This window comes from Streptomyces sp. GB4-14, from assembly GCF_022696125.1.
Taxonomy (GTDB): Bacteria; Actinomycetota; Actinomycetes; order Streptomycetales; family Streptomycetaceae; genus Streptomyces; species Streptomyces werraensis.
Genome location: NZ_RZHO01000002.1, coordinates 997,214 through 1,016,206, shown reverse-complemented (window position 1 = coordinate 1,016,206; position 18,993 = coordinate 997,214). Strand labels below are relative to the sequence as shown.

The 18,993-nt window shown below is 74.7% G+C and carries 17 protein-coding genes; 9 read left to right on the top strand and 8 right to left on the bottom strand.

Annotated features, from left to right (window positions below):
- Nucleotides 1-38: 38 nt before the first annotated feature.
- A complete protein-coding gene (locus tag ELQ39_RS05890) occupies nt 39-1,043 on the bottom strand; it encodes a HEAT repeat domain-containing protein (protein WP_242591250.1) in 1,005 nt (334 codons plus the stop codon).
- A gap of 6 nt (nt 1,044-1,049) precedes the next feature.
- The gene (locus ELQ39_RS05885; RefSeq protein ID WP_190001358.1) at nt 1,050-1,730 is read right to left on the bottom strand and encodes a HEAT repeat domain-containing protein; all 681 of its coding nucleotides are present in this window, start codon (nt 1,728-1,730) and stop codon (nt 1,050-1,052) included.
- Between the two features lie 181 nt (nt 1,731-1,911).
- Here ELQ39_RS05885 and ELQ39_RS05880 point away from each other — a divergent pair, with 181 nt between their 5' ends.
- Both ELQ39_RS05880 and ELQ39_RS05875 read left to right on the top strand, forming a co-directional pair.
- Nucleotides 1,912-3,297 carry a bifunctional transcriptional activator/DNA repair enzyme AdaA gene (locus ELQ39_RS05880; RefSeq protein ID WP_242591249.1) on the top strand — a complete coding sequence of 462 codons (1,386 nt, stop codon included), beginning with the start codon at nt 1,912-1,914 and terminating at the stop codon, nt 3,295-3,297.
- A 5-nt stretch (nt 3,298-3,302) separates the two neighbouring features.
- The gene (locus tag ELQ39_RS05875) at nt 3,303-3,797 is read left to right on the top strand and encodes a methylated-DNA--[protein]-cysteine S-methyltransferase (RefSeq protein ID WP_190001360.1); all 495 of its coding nucleotides are present in this window, start codon (nt 3,303-3,305) and stop codon (nt 3,795-3,797) included.
- 19 nt (nt 3,798-3,816) lie between these two features.
- On the opposite strand, the gene ELQ39_RS05870 is transcribed toward ELQ39_RS05875, so the two are convergent.
- The gene (locus ELQ39_RS05870; RefSeq protein ID WP_225625181.1) at nt 3,817-4,299 is read right to left on the bottom strand and encodes a DUF456 family protein; all 483 of its coding nucleotides are present in this window, start codon (nt 4,297-4,299) and stop codon (nt 3,817-3,819) included.
- 808 nt (nt 4,300-5,107) lie between these two features.
- On the opposite strand from ELQ39_RS05870, the gene ELQ39_RS32665 reads away from it, so the two are divergent.
- Nucleotides 5,108-6,247, top strand: coding sequence for a protein phosphatase 2C domain-containing protein (locus ELQ39_RS32665; RefSeq protein ID WP_391686551.1), 1,140 nt, complete (start codon nt 5,108-5,110; stop codon nt 6,245-6,247).
- Between the two features lie 66 nt (nt 6,248-6,313).
- Complete coding sequence (locus ELQ39_RS05860) at nt 6,314-8,059, top strand: pyruvate dehydrogenase (RefSeq protein ID WP_190001363.1); 1,746 nt, start codon at nt 6,314-6,316, stop codon at nt 8,057-8,059.
- Between the two features lie 6 nt (nt 8,060-8,065).
- Here the strand turns inward: ELQ39_RS05860 and ELQ39_RS05855 are convergent, their stop codons facing one another.
- Nucleotides 8,066-9,475 (bottom strand): helix-turn-helix domain-containing protein, encoded by a 1,410-nt coding sequence (locus tag ELQ39_RS05855; protein WP_242591247.1) that lies wholly within the window; start codon nt 9,473-9,475, stop codon nt 8,066-8,068.
- Nucleotides 9,476-9,741: 266 nt separating this feature from the next.
- Between ELQ39_RS05855 and ELQ39_RS05850 the strand changes: the two genes are divergently transcribed.
- Both ELQ39_RS05850 and ELQ39_RS05845 read left to right on the top strand, forming a co-directional pair.
- Nucleotides 9,742-10,407: a hypothetical protein gene (locus tag ELQ39_RS05850; protein WP_242591246.1), complete on the top strand. Its 666-nt coding sequence runs from the start codon at nt 9,742-9,744 to the stop codon at nt 10,405-10,407.
- 219 nt (nt 10,408-10,626) lie between these two features.
- Nucleotides 10,627-11,052: an ATP-binding protein gene (locus ELQ39_RS05845; RefSeq protein ID WP_225640207.1), complete on the top strand. Its 426-nt coding sequence runs from the start codon at nt 10,627-10,629 to the stop codon at nt 11,050-11,052.
- 87 nt (nt 11,053-11,139) lie between these two features.
- Here the strand turns inward: ELQ39_RS05845 and ELQ39_RS05840 are convergent, their stop codons facing one another.
- Both ELQ39_RS05840 and ELQ39_RS05835 read right to left on the bottom strand, forming a co-directional pair.
- Nucleotides 11,140-12,186 (bottom strand): DUF2637 domain-containing protein, encoded by a 1,047-nt coding sequence (locus tag ELQ39_RS05840; protein ID WP_225625186.1) that lies wholly within the window; start codon nt 12,184-12,186, stop codon nt 11,140-11,142.
- Nucleotides 12,187-12,523: 337 nt separating this feature from the next.
- Nucleotides 12,524-13,396, bottom strand: coding sequence for a (2Fe-2S)-binding protein (locus tag ELQ39_RS05835; protein WP_242591245.1), 873 nt, complete (start codon nt 13,394-13,396; stop codon nt 12,524-12,526).
- 167 nt (nt 13,397-13,563) lie between these two features.
- On the opposite strand from ELQ39_RS05835, the gene ELQ39_RS05830 reads away from it, so the two are divergent.
- Entirely contained in the window at nt 13,564-14,406 is an 843-nt protein-coding gene (locus ELQ39_RS05830) for a GntR family transcriptional regulator (RefSeq protein WP_242591244.1), read from the top strand.
- 80 nt (nt 14,407-14,486) lie between these two features.
- Here ELQ39_RS05830 and ELQ39_RS05825 read toward each other — a convergent pair whose 3' ends face one another.
- Together ELQ39_RS05825 and ELQ39_RS05820 are read right to left on the bottom strand one after the other, a co-directional pair.
- A complete protein-coding gene (locus ELQ39_RS05825) occupies nt 14,487-15,254 on the bottom strand; it encodes a hypothetical protein (protein ID WP_242595549.1) in 768 nt (255 codons plus the stop codon).
- A 226-nt stretch (nt 15,255-15,480) separates the two neighbouring features.
- Nucleotides 15,481-17,175 (bottom strand): PucR family transcriptional regulator, encoded by a 1,695-nt coding sequence (locus tag ELQ39_RS05820; protein WP_190001370.1) that lies wholly within the window; start codon nt 17,173-17,175, stop codon nt 15,481-15,483.
- A 342-nt stretch (nt 17,176-17,517) separates the two neighbouring features.
- On the opposite strand from ELQ39_RS05820, the gene ELQ39_RS05815 reads away from it, so the two are divergent.
- Both ELQ39_RS05815 and ELQ39_RS05810 read left to right on the top strand, forming a co-directional pair.
- Entirely contained in the window at nt 17,518-18,408 is an 891-nt protein-coding gene (locus ELQ39_RS05815; protein ID WP_190001371.1) for an FAD binding domain-containing protein, read from the top strand.
- Nucleotides 18,408-18,992 carry a (2Fe-2S)-binding protein gene (locus tag ELQ39_RS05810; protein WP_242591243.1) on the top strand — a complete coding sequence of 195 codons (585 nt, stop codon included), beginning with the start codon at nt 18,408-18,410 and terminating at the stop codon, nt 18,990-18,992. The genes ELQ39_RS05815 and ELQ39_RS05810 overlap by 1 nt, the downstream gene beginning before the upstream one ends.
- The last annotated feature ends 1 nt before the right edge of the window (nt 18,993 follow it).

Genomic DNA, 18,993 nt, shown 5'->3' with positions numbered 1-18,993 from the left:
CCCCGCCGGGTGCCCTCGGCGGCACCCGGCGGGGCGGCTCAGCCCGGCTCCCGCAGCTCCAGCACGTACCGCGCGGTCAGCGCCACCGCCCGGTCCCCGTCCCGGGTCAGAGCCCTCAGCGTGCCCGTGGCGGCCGGGCCCGGGATCTCGGCGAGGGCCTGCGTCAGACGGCGGCGCGCCGACGGGTCCAGGACGGCGTCGGCCAGACGTTCCGACAGCGCCGTCACGATGCGGTCCGCCACCCCCGCGTCGCCCGCCAGCGTGCCCAGCGCGTCCGCCGCCTCGACGTCGTTCGCCTCCTCGACGACCATGCCGACCAGCTCCGGCATCGCCTCCGCCACCCCCCGCGCCCCCAGCTCCAGGGCCGCGGTCCGGCGCACGGAGGGGTCCGCGTCCCCGAGCGCCTCCCGCAGCAGCGCCGTCGCCCGGTCGCCCGGAATCTCCGCCAGGCACCGCGCCGCCCGCCCCCGCACCTCCGGCAGCGCCGACCCCAGCCCCGCCGCCAGCAGCTCCGGACCCCGCTCGCCCGCCTGCGCCAGCGCCCATCGCAGGGCCCCGGCGACATGCGGGTCCGTCTCGCGCAGCACCGCCTCCACGAGCGCCTCCACCGGCACCGGCGCCGTGTCCACCGACGACAGGGCAGCCCGCTGGCGCATCCCCGCGTCCCCCGAGCGCAGGTTCCGCAGCAGCGCGACGACCTGGAGGACCTCCTGCCAGTCGGCGGGCCCCGCCGCGTCGATCCGCTGGAGCCGCGTCAGCAGCTCCGTCTCCCGCGCGATGCGCTCCCGCGTCCGCCGCGCCAGGTCCGCGACGAGACCGGACGGGGTGAAGCCGGGGTCGTCCAGGGCGCGGCCCGCGTCCCGCAGCGACAACCCCAGCGACCGCAGGCTCTCCACGTGGAAGATCCGCCGGATGTCCTCCTCCGTGTAGGCGCGGTACCCGGCCGCCGTACGGCCCGTCGGCCGCACCAGGCCCAGCGACTCGTAGTGCCGCAGCATCCGGGGGCTGACCCCGGACCGCCGCGCCACCTCACCGATCAGCACCCTGCCTCACTCCTCCTCACCGGGAGGCCCGTCCGGCCCCAGCGACACCACCCGCTTCGCCTCCTCCACCGCGTACGCGAACCCCGCCTCAGGGTCGCGCCGCAGCCGCTCCGTCGCGAGCGCGTGCGCCCGGACCCGCGGGTCCGGAGCGTCCGCCGCGGCCCGCACCGGCGGTACCGCCGGCTCGCCCAGCTCGATCAGCGCCCGGCTGAGACTCAGCCGCGTCTCCCGCCCGCCCCGCCCGAGCTGCGACACCAGCACCTCCGCCAGCTCCGCCGCCTCATCCTCCGGCGCGAGCAGCACCGCCGTGCGCCAGGCGGTGCGCGCCACCTCGTCGTCCGGGTCGGTCAGCAGCGACCGGGGGACCGACGGCCACACGCTCCGGTCCCCGATCTTGGACAGGGTGTGCAGCGCCTGGCTCCGCGCCCGGGCGTTCGGCGACCGCAGCTCGGCCAGGACCCGCGGCACCGTCACCGTCTCCGGGTGGCGGGTCAGGGCCCACGTCAGCATGTCCCGCACATGGAACACGGGTTCCACCCCGCACCGCTCCACCAGCGGCTCCACGAACCCCGGGTCCGGGTCCGCACCGGCCGTCAGTGCCGCGCGCAGCCGCACCGAGGGGTCGTCGTGCCGCAGTCCCGCGAGCACGCGTGATGTTGTCGTCGTCTCCGCCTTGGGCGTGGTCATCGGAGCACCTCCAGGCACGCCAGTGAAGACCTTCTCACCGTGTCAGGGTCAAGCGCCGCCCTCGCCGGTCCCTGGAAGGTCTCACGGGCTCCGGAAGGCCTCACGCGCTCCGGAAGGCCTCACGGGCTCCATGTCCGATTCCCGCCAGCCGGGCCGTCCCCGCCAAGGGACACTGGACCGTATGACGGACGAGGACAGCAGGTACGAGGCGGTGCGCAGCCGGGACGCGCGGTTCGACGGCGCGTTCTTCTTCGCCGTCGAGACCACCGGCATCTACTGCCGGCCCAGCTGCCCCGCCGTCACCCCGAAACGCGCCCACGTGCGCTTCTTCCCGACCGCCGCCGCGGCCCAGGGCGCGGGCTTCCGGGCCTGCCGGCGCTGCCGCCCCGACGCCGTGCCCGGCTCCGCAGAGTGGAACGTACGGGCCGACGCCGTGGGCCGTGCCATGCGTCTCATCGCCGACGGCGTCGTCGACCGCGAGGGCGTCGCCGGGCTCGCCGCGCGTCTCGGCTACAGCGCCCGCCAGGTGCAGCGGCAGCTGACCGCCGAGCTCGGCGCCGGACCGGTCGCCCTGGCCCGCGCCCAGCGCGCCCACACCGCGCGTGTGCTGCTCCAGACGACCGGCCTGCCGGTCACGGAGGTCGCGTGGGCGGCCGGTTTCACCAGCGTGCGCCAGTTCAACGACACCGTCCGCGCCGTGTACGCCACCACGCCCACCGGACTGCGCGCCGCCGCGCCCCGCAGGGGCCGGCCCCGCCCCGGCACCCCCACCGCCGGTGTGCCCCTGCGCCTCGCCCACCGGGGCCCCTACCAGGCGCGCCCCGTCTTCGACCTGCTGGCACGGGAGGCCGTCCCCGGCGTCGAGGAGATGACCGGGACGCCCGGCGCCCGCACCTACCGGCGCACCCTGCGCCTCCCTTACGGCACCGGCATCGCCGCCGTCGAGGAGCGCCCGCACACCGGCGCCGGCGCCCGCCCCGGCGGCTGGCTCGACGCCCGCGTCCACCTCACCGACCTGCGCGACCTGACCACCGCCGTGCAGCGGCTGCGCCGGCTGTTGGACCTGGACGCCGATCCCTACGCCGTCGACGAGCGCCTCGGCGCCGACGCCCGGCTCGCCCCGCTGGTCGCGGCCTGTCCCGGACTGCGCTCGCCCGGCGCCGCCGACCCCGACGAGGTCGCCGTACGGGCGCTCGTGGGCCGCGACACGGCCGCCGAGCTGGTCCGCCGCTACGGCAAACGGCTCGACGCGCCCTGCGGGGGCCTCACCCATCTGTTCCCGGAGGCCGCCGTCCTCGCGGGCGCGGAACCCGGCGGCACCCTGGGCGCGCTGACCGCCGCCCTCGCCGACGGCGCCGTACGGCTCGGACCCGGTGACGACCGGGACGCGGCGCGGGACGCCCTCGCCGCCGTCCCCGGCCTCGACGACCGTACGATCGCCGCGATCCGCACCCGTGCGCTCGGCGACCCCGACGTGGCCCCGCCCGGCCTCGACACCCCCGACAGCTGGCGCCCCTGGCGCTCGTACGCCCTGAACCACCTGCGCGCCGCAGGGGAGTTGGAGTGACCCTCATGACGACGACGTACTGGACGCACGTGGACAGCCCCCTCGGGCCGCTGCTGCTCACCGCCGCCCCGACCGGCGAGCTGACCTCGCTCACCGTGCCCGGGCAGAAGAAGGCGACCGTGGTGCGGGACGACTGGACGCACGACCCCGGGCCCTTCCGGGAGGCGGAACGGCAGCTCGCCGCGTACTTCGCCGGCGACCTCAAGGAGTTCCGGCTGCCGACGCGGGCCGTCGGCACCCCCTTCCGGGAGAAGGTGTGGGCCGCCCTCGACGACGTGCCGTACGGCGGGACCGTCACCTACGGGGAGATCGCCGCGCGCGTCGGGGCGCCCCGGGCCGCCGTGCGCGCCGTCGGCGGCGCCATCGGCGCGAACCCGCTGCTGATCGTCCGCCCCTGCCACCGGGTCATCGGCGCCGACGGCTCCCTCACGGGGTACGCCGGAGGGCTGGAGCGGAAGGTTCGGCTGCTCACCCACGAGGGTGTGCTGCCGCCCGCGTGAGCGCTCCGCGATGCGCCGGTCAGCCGAAGAACACCGCGCCGATCCACGCCGCCGCGACCAGCTGGCAGGTGAACAGCTCCGTCAGCAGGCTCCACCCGCCCGACCGCATCACGGTGCGCACCGCAGCCCTCGCCTCCTCACGGCGGCCGAGGCGGATCCGCTCGTGGACGTACACCCCGGCGAGGAAGCCGGGGATCGCGCCGATCACCGGCAGCACGACGAAACCCGCGAACGAGCCGCCGCCCGCGTACGCCAGCAGCCGGGCGTCCACGCCCCCGGCCCGGAGTCTGCGGGGCGGCAGCGCCCAGCGGATCACCTGCGACAGGAACAGCACCACCGTCGCCCCCACCAGCACCCACCACGCGACCGCCTGCGGGTCCTTCAGCGCCCACCACAGGACCGCGGCCCACACCAGCCAGGCCCCGGGCACCCCAGGCACCAGCACCCCGCACAGACCGAACAGGAGCACCAGTCCGGTGAGCAGGAGGTCCCACGCTCCCATCTGTCCAGGGTGCAGGAGGGTGCGCGACGGCGCAGATCGGAAGCGTGGGGGCCGTCGCGCGGGGCGGCGATTTTCCCGATGCCCCGTTTTCATCCGGCCCGTCCGGTGGACAATTGGGGGCATGAGTCAGCAGGGGGGAAGGCCCGGCGGGCCCACAGGTCCCGGTCTCGGGGACGACTGGTGGGGTCAGCTCTACGACGACGCCTCCGACGACACGGGGCCGGCGCCCGCGGCCGACTCCCTGGACGACCGGTTCGCCTCGGCGGCGGGAGCGGTGGGCGCAGACGGGGCGCCCGCCCCGTCGGCCCCGGACCCCCGGGACGCGCCCAGCACCCCGGCGGTGCCGGGCCCGCGCCGGACGCCGCCACCTCCGGCCACGGAGCCGTCAGTCGGATACCTTCCGGGACCGGACGCCCCGGCCGATCCACCGGAATCGCCGTCCGCGCGGCCGGAGTCGCCCCAGGGGGCGCCGACCAGGAGGTCGCCGATGCCTCCGACCCCGGAGCAGGCACCTGCGCACGGCGTTCCCGCCCCACCGGCGCAGCCCCCGGGCCAGGCGCCGACGCCGCATCCGCCGGGCCGCGGGCTGTCCCCAGCGGGTTCGTCGCCCGCGCCGGAGGCGCCGCCTCCACCGGAGCCGCCCGCGGCACCCCCGCCCCCCGCGGCTTCTCCGCCGGGGCGGACTCCACCGACCGACGCGACCGACGCGTCCGACGCGTCCACCGCACCGGAGGCGCCGGCCGCCCCGAAGGCGCCGCCCACCCGGCATCCCGCGGCCGAGCCACGGAGGCCGGACACCGGGGCCGCCGTGTCAGCGACGCATCCTCCCGCACCCGGCGCCCCCGCCCTCCCCGACCGCCCACCGCCCTCCGGCCCCACCGCCGCCCCCGCCTACGGCGACTGGACCCCCGCCGCGCCGGCCGACGGCGAGTCGGAGGACGCGAGCCCCGCGTCCAGGCTCGGGCCCCTCCCGCCCCCGCTCACCTCCCGCGCCCACGTCGGCACCCGGCCGCCCACCTACGACGCCGAGCCCACCGCGCTCCCCGCCGCCGACCCCGACGACCTGGACGCCCTCGTCCCCGACACCGTGCTGGACGGCGCCCGCTACGGCGCCTGCACGCTGCGCGCCGTCTCCGTGCGCGGGGACTCCGCCCGGTACCGGGGCGAACCCCGCCGTGACGCGCTGCTGACCGCGCGGTTCGGGGCGGGGGAGCGGGCCCTCGTCCTGGTGGCACTGGCGACCGGCACCAGGACCGCTCCCGGCGCGCACCTGGCCGCCGCCGAGGTGTGCCGCTGGATCGGCGCGGCGGTCGGCCGCAGCCACGAGCGGCTCACCGACGACATCCGGGCGGCCCGCCGCGCCGACCTCAAGGCCGGCCTGCACCGTCTCACCGACCGCAGTCTCGGCAAGCTGCGCGCCGCCGCGACCGAGCAGGGCCTCGACCCCGACGACTACGCCGCCACCCTGCGCTGTCTGCTGCTGTCCGCCGACCCCGGGTGCCGCACCCGGGTGTTCTTCGGGGTCGGCCCCGGAGGGCTGTTCCGGCTGCGGGACCGTGAGTGGCAGGACATCGAGCCGGAGGTCGCGGAGGTCAAGGGCGAGCCGGTGCTCGGCTTCGGCTCGGCGCCGCACGAGACGCCGGACGGCGACCGCCTCACCATGGACCTCGGCATCCCCACGCCCCCGAGCCCGTACGAGCCGGCCCCCGAACCGCCCCGCGAGCCCTTCCGTTTCCGTACCTCCGTAGCCCGCCCGGGTGATGTGCTGCTGATGTGCGGCACCGGGTTCGCCGAACCGCTGCACGGCGAGCCAGAACTGCGCGCCCACCTCGCCGACAGGTGGTCCGGTCCCGAGCCGCCGGGACTGACGGCGTATCTGGCCGACACGCAGGTACGGGTGAAGGGGTACGCCGACGACCGTACGGCCGTGGCCGTCTGGGAGGCGTGAGCGGGCCCGGTGTGAATTCATGGAATCCGTCAGGCATCTCCGGCACCCGAGGGGCAGACGGAACCCATGGCCAAACAGAACATCGCGGAACAGTTCGTCGACATCCTCGTCCGTGCGGGAGTCAAACGCCTGTACGGCGTGGTCGGTGACAGCCTCAACCCGGTCGTGGACGCCGTGCGCCGCAACTCCGCCATCGACTGGATCCATGTGCGGCACGAGGAGACCGCCGCGTTCGCGGCCGGCGCCGAGGCGCAGGTAACCGGCCGGCTCGCCGCCTGCGCCGGCTCCTGCGGGCCCGGCAACCTCCACCTCATCAACGGCCTGTACGACGCCCACCGCTCCATGGCGCCCGTCCTCGCCCTCGCCTCCCACATCCCGTCCAGCGAGATCGGCCTCGGCTACTTCCAGGAGACCCACCCGGACCAGCTGTTCCGGGAGTGCAGCCACTACTGCGAGCTGATCTCCAGCCCCCGCCAGATGCCCCGGCTGCTGGACACCGCCATCCAGCACGCGGTCGGCCGCTCCGGTGTCAGCGTCGTCTCGCTGCCCGGCGACCTCGCCGACGAACCCGCCCCCGACCAGGCGCCCGAGACCGCGCTGGTCACCTCCCGGCCCACGGTCCGCCCCGGCGACGACGAGATCGACAAGCTCGTCGACATGATCGACCGCGCCGAGAAGGTCACCCTGTTCTGCGGCGCCGGCACGAAGGGCGCGCACGCCGAGGTGATGGAGTTCGCCGGGAAGATCAAGGCGCCCGTCGGGCACGCCCTGCGCGGCAAGGAGTGGATCCAGTACGACAATCCGTACGACGTCGGGATGAGCGGGCTGCTCGGCTACGGCGCCGCGTACGAGGCGACGCACGAGTGCGACCTCCTGATCCTGCTCGGCACCGACTTCCCGTACAACGCCTTCCTGCCCGGCGACGACGTGAAGATCGTCCAGGTGGACGTGCGGCCCGAGATCATCGGACGGCGCTCCAAGCTGGACCTCGCGGTGTGGGGTGACGTGAAGGAGACGCTGCGCTGTCTCACGCCCCGGGTGCGCACCAAGGACAACCGCAAGTTCCTGGACCGGATGCTGAAGAAGCACGCGGAGGCGCTGGAGGGGGTGGTGAAGGCGTACACCCGCAAGGTGGAGAAGCATGTGCCGATCCACCCCGAGTACGTGGCGTCCGTACTGGACGACATGGCCGACGACGACGCCGTCTTCACCGTCGACACGGGCATGTGCAACGTCTGGGCCGCGCGGTATATCTCGCCCAACGGCCGCCGCAGGGTCATCGGTTCGTTCTCCCACGGCTCGATGGCCAACGCGCTGCCGATGGCGATCGGGGCACAGTTCACCGACCGGGGCCGGCAGGTCGTGTCGATGTCCGGAGACGGCGGATTCACCATGATGATGGGTGACTTCCTCACGCTCGTGCAGTACGACCTGCCGGTGAAGGTGGTCCTGTTCAACAACTCCTCGCTGAGCATGGTGGAGTTGGAGATGCTGGTCGCCGGACTCCCGTCGCACGGCACGGCGATGAAGAACCCCGACTTCGCCGCCGTGGCGCGTGCCTGCGGGGCGTACGGGGTGCGGGTGGAGAAGCCGAAGGAGCTGGCGGGCGCGCTGAAGGCGGCGTTCAAGCACAAGGGCCCGGCGCTGGTGGACGTCGTGACCGACCCCAACGCGCTGTCCATCCCGCCGAAGATCAGCAAGGAGATGGTGACCGGGTTCGCCCTGTCCGCCTCCAAGATCGTGCTGGACGGCGGGGTTGGCCGGATGGTCCAGATGGCCCGCTCCAACCTGCGGAACGTGCCGCGCCCGTAGGGGCGTTCAGTTGTTCCGGATCCGCCAGGAGCGGTTCAGGGTGTCGTACTCGTAGTGCGGCAGCCCCTCGACCGCACTGGTGCGGAAGGGACGGCCCCGGTCGTCGATCCGCACCGTGCCGGTGCGGCCCTGCGACGACCAGTCCAGCTCCAGCCACCAGCGGCAGTCGCAGCCCTCGGTGCGGGCGGTGACCATCAGCACCTCGGGGTCGGTCGCGGACACCCGGTACGGCATCCGCACCGCCGGGATCGGCGTACCCGCGTCGTTCCCGGCGACCGCGCGGGCGATCGGCCGGTCCTTGTCCAGGTCCACGTCGAAGTAGCGCGGGGTCAGCGCGCCGCCGCAGCCCTGGTCCATCGCGTACGCGTTGCCGGGCGCCGGCGCCGAACGGCCGGCCACCCGGACGCGCAGCGCCGTGAGGACGACGGCCGTGTCGGACCTCCCCTGCACCGACAGCTCGACCAGCGTCTCCCCGCCGTGCACGGCGCCCTGCGTGGCCGCCCAGGTCCGGGCGTCCTGCGGGACGGGCGGCGGAGGCACCTGGGAGGGCGGCTTCGCCACGACGTAGTCGTGCCCGCAGCCGTACGACCACGCGTGGTCGTTCACCGACCAGGTGAGGGGCGGTGGCCCGGCGGGCGCGTCGTCCGGTGCGGTGGCGGAGCCGGTGGGTCCGGGCGCCTTGGACGCGGTGCCGTTCCCGCCGTGGCGGGCGGAAGGGGAGGGAGACGGAGAGGGCGACCGCGAGGCCGAGGGGGAGCCGGTGGGCGCGACGGACCGAGCGGGGCCCGCACCGCCGCCGGTGCCGCTCTCCCGGGTTTCCTCCGCCGCCCCGACGGCCCCGCTTCCGGCCGCCTTCCGCTCGTCCGGCAGGAACGACAGACTCCCGACGGTGGCGAGCACGGCACACATGGCAGCGGCGGCGACGGCGACGCGCTTGCGCCGCCGTGGGGCGGGCCCCTGGCTGTGGCCGACGGGCCCGCTCACCACACGCGTGTCGCCCCCGCCCGGCTCCTCGGCGTGGCTGGAATCGCGCGCGGCGGCGGGGTCCGGGGAGGAGTCGGGCTGCTCGCCGAGGGACGGGGTGGCAGGGCGGTCGCCCTGTGCCGACCCCGGGGAGGCGTCCGGCCCTTGGGTCGTCTCCAAAGCCGCCCCGCCCCGCGGCCGCCGCCTCGCCTCCGCAGCGCGGAGCCACAGGCGGTGGAGTTCGAGGCGTTCCGCGTCCGTCGCGCCGCACAGCGCGGCGAAGCGCTCGAGCGGGGCGAAGTCGACGGGGACCGCGTCGCCGGCGCAGTAGCGGTGCAGGGTCGAGGTGTTCATCCCGAGGCGGCGGGCCAGTTGGCCGTAGCTGCGGTCCGTGCGTCCCTTCAGTTCCCGCAGCAGCGCCGCGAACCGAGCCACTTCGTCCTGTGCCGACACCGGATCCGTCTCCCCGTCACTCGTCGTCACTCGTCCGTGCGCCTCCACCAGGCGTCCCAGGGCATCCCAGGCGCCCTGTATCACTGCACGTCGGGCGGGCTGGGATGGTTCCATGCCGGGGAACCGGGCGGCGGCGCTTGCGCCGGTCGTCATCGACGGCGGATGCTCTGACCACGGCGAACCGCCCCGACAGCCCGGACGGACCATCCCGGCCGTCGCGGCGCACGTGTCGTCATTCCACCACGCTCATCCCACGGGGGTCACCCATGCCTGTCCGCACCCGTGTCGCGGCGCTCGCCGCGCTCACCGCCACCGCACTCGCCCTGGGCGCGGCCGCCACCAGCCAGGCCGGCGCCGCGCCGGGCGGGACCGTGCAGAAGAACGCGGCAGCGAAAAGCGCGTCCGCGCAGAAGAAGGCCGCCGCGCCCAGGTTCCTCGCGGCGTCCGAGCTGCCGCCGCATCCGACCGGCTGGACCGCCGGTCCGGTCACCGACGGCTTCCCGGAGCAGCTCGCGTACTGCCTCGGCGAGGGCGTGCCGGCGTACGACTACCGGCACCGTCTGTTCCACACCGAGCTGGACGCCAGCGCCGTGCAGGTCACCGTCGTGACCGGGTCCGCGGCGAAGGGCAAGGCGCTGGCGGACCGGCTGAACGAGGAGATCCGCACCTGCGCGGCCCGGCTGGAGCGGCTGTACCCGGAGATCGAGGCCGAGGGCCGGTTCTTCGGGACGCTGCCCGTCGAGGAGGGGGCGACGGTGCACGGCCTGCACACCGAGACGTCGTACGGCGCCACGGACGTCAACCTGCTGTCCGTGGGGCGTGACGGCCGCACCGTGACCGTCGTCGGCTGGGGCCGGATGGGCGACTTCGACGACGCCCCCCTCGCCGCGTTCAAGAAGACCGCGAAGAAGGCGGTCACCAAGCTCTACTGACGTTCCTGGGGTTTCACGACCACCGTGTGAGAGCCGGGGTCGTCCTCTCGCCACGGGGGTCGGGAGGACGGCCCCGCACACGGTTGTGTGGCCGTTGCACTTCGGCCAACAACGGCTGACGACCGCTCCGCATGACTGCCGTGTGAACGACCGGGCAAGCATTTCCCTGTAGGTGTTCGAGCAGGTGGGGGAAACGGCGTCGGCACGCGGGCGGGGGTCATGAGAAGTCAGGCTTCGGCGGATCGGCTGAGGCGCACACTGGGGCGTGCGGATCTGCGGGCGGTGGCCGAGTCCCGCCGCGCCGTGCGCGAGCTGTTACGCCACCGGTGCGATCCGGAGCGGTCCGCTGTCGCGGAACTGCTCACCAGCGAACTCGTGACCAACGCCCTCGTCCACACCGACCGCGACGCGGTCCTCACCGCGGACGTCGGCCCCTTCGGACTGCGCGTGGAGGTACGGGACTTCACCGCCCGCGAGCCCCGGCCGCGCCCGCAGACGGGCAACGACACCACGAACGGGCGGGGCCTGGTGCTCGTGGAGTCCCTGGCAGACGCCTGGGGCGTCAGACGGCACGGCGTGGGCAAGTCCGTCTGGTTCGCGCTCGGCCCGGAGACGGAAACGGGGAAGGACGCCGACGCGGCGTGAGGGAGGCGGTTTCCCACCGCGTTCCTCACGCCGCGTCGCGCCGTCGTCAGGGCGCCGGCCCGGTCGTACGGCCGTGCCGTGCGACCGTCAGCCGAACTGCTGCTCCAGGTCCTTGAGTTTGCGCTCCAGGCTGTCCAGACGCGGCAGCGCCTGGGTGTCGTCCTCGGCCGTGAGGTCGACCGTCCGCGCCTCACCGCCGGAGCGGCGGGCCGGCTGCAGGGAGGGACGCGGGGCGGGGGCGGGCAGGGCCTCCGGCGCCGCTATGGCAGGCTCCGCGGCGACCACGTCGGAGTCCCGCTCCACTGTGGCCTCCAGCTCGCGCCCCCCGCCCCGGCCGCCGAACCCCCGGTGACCGCGGCTGATCGCCTTCAGACGGGCCCGCTCCATGCGCTCCTGCTCCCGCCGGCGCCGCTTCTCCTGCTCCTTGCGGAGCTTGTCCTCGCGCACCTCCTCGACCGCCTCGTCGAGGCTGCGCACGCCCTCCAGCAGCATCAGCGACCAGGCGCGGTAGGTCTCGCGGGGGGCGCGCAGCCAGCGGACGATGCGGATCTGCGGCAACGGCCGCGGCACCAGGCCCTGTTCCCGCAGCGCGGCGCGGCGGGTCTGCTTCAGCGCGCGGTCGAAGAGCACCGCGGCGGACAGGGACATGCCCGCGAAGAAGTGCGGGGCGCCCGCGTGGCCGACGCCGCGCGGCGCGTGGACCCAGTTGAACCAGGCCGCGGCCAGGGCGAACGTCCACACGAGTATGCGCGAGCCGAGGGCCGCGTCACCGTGGCTGGCCTCGCGCACGGCGAGCACCGAGCAGAACATCGCCGCGCCGTCCAGGCCGAAGGGGACGAGGTACTGCCACCCGCCGGACAGGCCGAGGTTCTGCTCACCGAAGCCGACCAGGCCGTGGAAGGACAGGGCGGCGGCCACCGCCGCACAGCAGAACAGCAGCACGTAGGAGACGGTGGCGTAGACGGCCTCCTTGCGCCTGCGGCGCTCCTCGCTGCGCTCCCACGAGTCGTCGGCGCTCGTGTCCTTGACCGAGGAGCGCTTGCCGCGCGCCAGCACCGCCACCGCCGCCAGCATGCCCAGGAGCAGCACGGCGCCCGGAAGCAGCCAGTTCAGCGATATGTCGGTCAGTCTCATCTAGGGGTCCCTTGCATTGGGATAGGGCGTAACGCCCGCCATAGTGGCCCAATCCCGGCGTCCCTCAGGGGGTTTCGGGGCAAGAGGCCGCCAATGAAGTGCGAGGGGGGTGCCCTGGGCGGCTTTCTGCTCGAACTGCCGCATGAGGGGCGGGAGTTGAGTTCGAATAAGACTACCCGTACGGATGGGTCCGGAGAGACTTCCAGCCGGCGGTGGGGAAATTGTGAAGTGCTCGTGACCTGGCGGCTCCGCCCGGCACGCGCCGGCGCCGCGCACAAAGACGGGGCGGCCGGACGATCTTACGCCGTCCGGCCGCCCCGCCTTGTTGTACGTCCCGTCAACCGGCCTGCCCGACCAGCTCCTTCTCCCGCTCGGGGGCGCGCACCGCGGTCCGCTCCTTGGCGCAGGTGCGCGGACAGGTGGCGCAGACGTCCGCGGGGCGCAGCGTGTAGAACATGCAGCAGCTCACCCGCTCCCGGGTGGCGGCGGCCGGTTGACCGCCGGGCCCGGACGGCCTGCGGAACGTCGCCGCGCCGACGTACGGCTTCGTCGCGCCGGGCAGCAGCAGCTCCAGCTCGCGCAGGGCCCGCTCCTCCTCGCCGAGCAGTCCGGCGACGTACCAGAGGCTCTCGACGATCTCGTCGGTCGCCATGCCCCACAGCGCCCGGCCGCGCCGGCGCATCCGGGGTCCGAATCCGGCCAGCACGGGCTCCAGGTGTTCGGCGACCGCCGCGCGCACCTCCGCCCGCAGCGCCTCCTCGCCCTCCACGACGTGCGCGCCGGGCAGGGCGGCGGCCGGGTCGTCCGGCAGGCAGGCGAAGCCGGCGGGGCGTACGGCCATGCGGCCCACGGCGAGCCCGGCGGCGGTGCGGTCGAACGAGACGTGCGTCACGGGGTAGCGCGGGACCCGGCGGTGCAGGAACCACGGCACGGTGATCAGCAGACAGGCCGGCCAGGCGTACCGGTGCAGACCGAAGCTGGCGATGACGTCCGGGCGGCCCTGCTGTCCGTAGTCCCGCCGCACCTGCGTGTCGTCCCAGGCGAGGAAGGAGTCCAGGACGTCCCCGCCCGTGGCGAGGTCGGAGGCGGCGACCCAGCCGCCGCCCCGGGGGGCCGCCTCTCCCGCGCCGAGCTCGGTGACGGCGAGGGCCGGGAAGGCCTCCGCAAGGCGGGCGTACGCGTCCGCGACGGCCGAACCGGGCACGGCCATGGGACCACCCCTTCGCATCTCGTGGAGCCGGGCAATAAAAGGTAAGCCTCACCTTACCCAACATCGCGGAGATGTGAACTGGCGTCCGATGCGCTTATGGTGCTTGACGCACAGGTGCCAACCCGCCGTAATGACCCCAAGTACCGACACGTCCGCAGGAGGACCTTGTGAAGCAGGGCACGCAGGGCTCCGCCGGGACGACGGGCGAGACGGCCGGGGCCGCCGGGGCCTCCGCCGGGACCGCGCGGAGCCGCTACCGGGTGCCCGCCCAGCCGGCCGCCGGTGAGGCGGACCGGCGCCGCGACGCCGGCGCCGCCGTCGAAGGGCCCGCACGCGGCGAGCACACCCACGCCGAGCCCGTCCTGCCCCGCCCACGGCCCGCCGTCCAGCGGTCGTCGGTACGCGGCCAGGTCCTCGCCGCCCTGCGCACCGCGCTGGTCACCGGTGACCTGCGGCCCGGCGAGGTCTACTCGGGGCCCGTGCTGGCCGAGCGCTTCGGCGTCTCCGCCACGCCCGTCCGCGAGGCCATGCAGCAGCTCGCCCAGGAGGGCGCGGTCGAGGTCGTGCCCAACCGGGGTTTCCGGGTCGTCGAGCGCGGCCCGCGCGAGCTGGCCGAGCTGGCGGAGGTGCGCGCGCTGATCGAGGTGCCGGTGATGCTGCGGCTGGCCCGTACGGTGCCGCCCGAGCGGTGGGCCGGACTGCGCCCGCTCGCCGAGGCCACCGTCCGCGCCGCGTCCTCCGGCTGCCGCGCGACCTACGCCGAGGCCGACCGCGCCTTCCACGGCGCGGTCCTCGCCCTCGCCGGCAACCAGCAACTGGTCGGCGTGGCAGAGGAGTTGCACCGTCGCGCCCAGTGGCCCCTGGTCGGCGGCAACGCCCCCGGCGGCGGCACCCGGGCCGAACTGATCGCGGACGCCCACGAACACACGGCCCTGCTCGACGCCCTGATCGCGGGCGACCTGGACGTGGTGCGGGCGCTGGTGGGCGAACACTTCAACGGCGCGCAGTAGGAGCGGAGCAGGGGGACGCCCCTTCCTGACGTCCCTGAGCCGATCCCTGGTTCACCCGAACGAGGCACCCGCAAGACCCCTCACGCCGTCGCCGCGCCCGTTTCCGGGGGAGCGAGGCGGTGGGCGAGCCAGGTGGGGACTCCGCCCAGGAGGCGGAACAGACGGCGGGCCTCCTCGCGCAGGCGGGAGGCCTCCGGCTCCGTCTCCGTGTCCGCGAGGGAGACCAACGCCGGAGCCGTGCCGACCAGATACCCCAGTTCCTCCCGGATCCGCAGCGACTCCGCGAACCCGTGCCGGGCCTCCGTCAGCTCACCCTCGCGCAGGGCGAGTCCGGCGAGATGGCGCCAGGTGGCGGACAGCAGCAGCGGGTCGGTATGGGCGGTGGCGCCCGCGTGGGCCCGCCGGTACGCCGCGCGGGCGGCCTGCGGGGAGCGGGTGAGGTTCTCCGCGATCAGCCCGCGCCGGAAGTCCAGCAGCGGCCGCCCCGGTGCGCCGGGCGCGATCAGCGCGGCGGCGCGGCCCAGCGCGGCGCGCGCCTCGTCGGCCCGGTCCCGGACCTGGAACAGCGTGGCGGCGTAGGCCAAGTACCCGCGTTCACAAGCGGCCGCGCCCCGCTCGTCGTCGGTGTGCGCCAGGGCCTCCGCCGTGCGCAGCGCGTCCTCCGCGTCCTCCCACCCCGCCTCGGTGTACAGACACCGCTCCACCAGCAGCGACGCCCGCTGCAGGGCCGCCCGAGGGGTGGCGGGGGTGAGCAGTGCGGCCGCGTCCACCCAGCAGGCGCGGGAGCGAAGCCGCCACACCGCCGTCTGGAGGGGATCGTCTTCGGCGGTCGTTCCGTCACCGGACATGGCGGTATGCGCCACGTTGCCCTCCCCGAGCACGCCATCGAGCTGTTGAGTGGTGGCCGCATCTCAGCACGAACCACCGGGCCCGGCCAAGAGGGCGGGTGAAGGATTTCACAAAGTCATGGGGAGCGGGACGGAACCGGGGAGTCCGGCCTGTGGGCCGGGCCAGGGAGGGGAGCGCCGTCGCCGACGGGCCTCGCGGCCGGCCCGGTCGCGGGCCGGCCGGCGCTCAGCTCATGCGCAGCGCCAGGAAGAAGTCCAGCTTGTCCTCCAGCCGCGACAGGTCACGCCCCGTCAACTGCTCGATGCGGCCGACGCGGTAGCGGAGCGTGTTGACGTGCAGGTGGAGGCGGGTGGCGCAGCGGGTCCAGGAGCCGTCGCAGTCGAGGAAAGCCTCCAGGGTGGGGATCAGCTCGGCGCGGTGCCGGCGGTCGTACTCGCGCAGCGGGTCCAGCAGCCGGGCGGTGAACGCGCGCCGCACGTCGTCGGGGACGAACGGCAGCAGCAGCACGTGCGAGGCCAGCTCCTGGTGTCCGGCCGCGCACACCCGGCCGGGGCGGGCCGCGGCGACCCGGCGTGCGTGCCGGGCCTCCTCCAGCGCGCCGCGCAGCCCCTCGGCCGAGTGCACGGCGGCGGACACCCCGACGGTGAGCCGCCCGTCGCCGTCGAGTCCCGCCGTCAGCGGCCCCCGCACGGAATCCAGCAGCGCGTCGGCCAGCACACCGGGCCCGGCCTCGTCGTGCTCGTCGGTCACGGACGGCAGCGGGACCAGCGCGATCGCCTCGTCGCCGGTGTGCGCCACCGCGATCCGGTCGGAGGGCTCGGGTCCGGTCGACGCCGGGTCGACGAGGATCTCCTCGAGCAGCGCCTGCGTGACCGGGCCGGCGTCGCCGCGCCCGTCCTCCCACTCGACCCGGGCGACCACGACCTGCCAGTGCGGCGCGGTGCCGAGCCCGGGCAGCAGCACCGGCGCGGCGACCCGCAGGCGCGCCGCGATCTCCGCGGGCGCGGCGCCCGTCTGCACCAGCTCCAGCACCTCCTGCGCGAGCCGCCGCCGCACCGTGCGCGCCGCGTCCCGCCGGTCCCGCTCGACGGCGATCAGCTGGGTGACGCCCTGCAGCAGGTCCAGCCGCTCCTCGGCCCAGTCCCCGGCGTCCGCCTCGACCGCCAGCAGCCAGTCCGCGAGCATCGTCTCGCGCGGGTCGGCCGGCTCCGAGGACGGACCGTGCCCGCTGCCCCGCACCGGGAAGAGGCTGTACGTCGTCCGGTCCAACACCACCCGGTGCGGACCGCGCCGCCCGGTCCGCACGGCCGCCAGATGCTCCGCCGCGAGCCGCGCGCACGCCTCGGGGGCCAGCGCGGGGACGGTGCCGCGCGCCCCCGCGGTCTCCTTGGGCGCGGCGATCAGCCGGCCGGTGGGGGAGAGCACCCAGGCGCGCAGGTCCAGGTCGGAGCCGAGCAGGTCGAGCACCACGTCGGGGCCGCCGCCCGCCGGGCCGGAGGTCATCATCCGCCGGTGCCGGTCGACGACGGCCGCCAGGTCTCCGGCGCGTTCGCCGGACACCTGTCGTACGACATGCTCGGTGATGGTCGCGAAGGCCACCGACTCGTGCACCGCGAACAGCGGCAGCCGGTGTCGCGCGCACGCCACGACCAGGTCCTCGGGGACGTCCCCCAGCTCCGCCTCGCCCGCGGCCAGGGCGGCCACCCCGGCCTGCACCAGGATCCGTACGAACGGCTCGGAGTCGGCGGCGTCGCGGCGCCAGGCCAGCCCGGTCAGCACCAGCTCGCCGCCGGACAGATAGCGGCTCGGGTCGCGCAGGTCGGTGGTCATCACCCCGCGCACACCGCGGTCCAGCTCGTCCTCCCCGCCGAGCAGCTTCAGGCCCAGCGCGTCGGTGTCCAGCAGTGCGCGCAGCCGCATTCTCGTCGCCGCCGTTCCTTGTCTCGGTACCTGTGGGGAGGGTGAAGGGATGGTCGGGAGGGGCCCGTGGGACTGGCCTGCGGACATGCTCCGCCGGCTCCCGATCGCCTCCCGCGTTGCTGGAGGAAGACCGGAAGGTTACCGAGGCTCTCCGTTCATACGAATCTACAAGATGCCCGCGTTGGCCAGCCAACTCCTTCATGGTTTCGGTGACTGACCCGGGCGGAGTACGCGGCGGTGTACTGAACGCACTCCACGTGAACACCGCAGGAACGAGCCGGGCCCGCCGCACACGGATTGGCTCAATCTGTACGCCCCACGAGACGAAGAAGAGAGCCGGTCATGGACTTCCTTCGCCCCGCCAGCTGGGAGGAGGCGCTCGCCGCGAAGGCCGAGCATCCCACCGCTGTGCCGATCGCGGGCGGCACCGACGTGATGGTCGAGATCAACTTCGACCACCGCCGTCCCGAGTACCTGATGGACCTCACCCGCATCGGTGATCTCTACGAATGGGAGGTGGGCCGGGACACCGTACGGCTCGGCGCCTCCGTCCCCTACGCGACGATCATGGAGCAGCTGCGCCCCGAGCTGCCGGGCCTCGCCCTCGCCTCCCACACGGTCGCCTCCCCGCAGATCCGCAACCGCGGCGGCGTCGGCGGCAACCTCGGCACCGCCTCCCCGGCCGGCGACGCCCACCCGGCCCTGCTCGCGGCCGGCGCCGAGGTCGAGGTGGAGTCCGTACGCGGGTCCCGCCGCATCCCCGTCGACGACTTCTACACCGGCGTGAAACGCAACGCGCTCGCACCCGACGAGCTGATCCGCGCCGTCCACATCCGCAAGGCCGACGGACCGCAGCAGTACTCCAAGGTCGGCACCCGCAACGCCATGGTCATCGCCGTGTGCGCCTTCGGCCTCGCCCTTCACCCGCAGACGCGCACGGTCCGCACCGGCATCGGCTCGGCCGCCCCGACCCCCGTCCGGGCGAAGGCCGCCGAGGACTTCCTCAACGCGGCCCTGGAGGAAGGCGGTTTCTGGGACAACGGGAAGATCATCACCCCGTCCGTGGCGAAGCAGTTCGCCGACCTGTGCGCAGCCGCCTGCAACCCCATCGACGACGTGCGCGGCACCGCGAGCTACCGCCGTCACGCGGTCGGCGTGATGGCGCGCCGCACCCTGACCTGGACCTGGGAGTCGTACCGCGGCGCCCACCGCACCACGGAGGGAGCCGCGTAATGCGCGTCAACTTCACCGTCAACGGACGCCCCCAGCAGGCCGACGACGTCTGGGAGGGCGAGTCCCTGCTCTACGTCCTGCGTGAGCGCCTCGGCCTGCCCGGCTCCAAGAACGCCTGCGAACAGGGCGAGTGCGGCTCCTGCACCGTACGGCTGGACGGCGCGCCCGTTTGCTCCTGTCTGGTCGCCGCCGGACAGGCCGAGGGCCGCGAGGTCGTCACCGTGGAGGGCCTGGCGGACTACGCCCGGCAGCGCGCCTGCGGCGGCGACGGGACCGGCGGCGTCTGCGGCACCTCGCTCGACGAGGCCAGGGCCTGGCAGGCGCGAGGCACCGACTCGCAGGCCGGCGGAAACGTGGAACTCTCGCCCGTGCAGCAGGCGTTCATCGACGCCGGCGCCGTCCAGTGCGGCTTCTGCACACCCGGGCTGCTGGTCGCCGCCGACGAGATGCTGGAGCGCAACCCCAGCCCGTCCGACGCGGACATCCGCGAGGCGCTCTCCGGCAACCTCTGCCGCTGCACCGGCTACGAGAAGATCATGGACGCGGTCCGCCTCGCGGCCGCCCGCCAGTCCGAGGGGGTCTGAG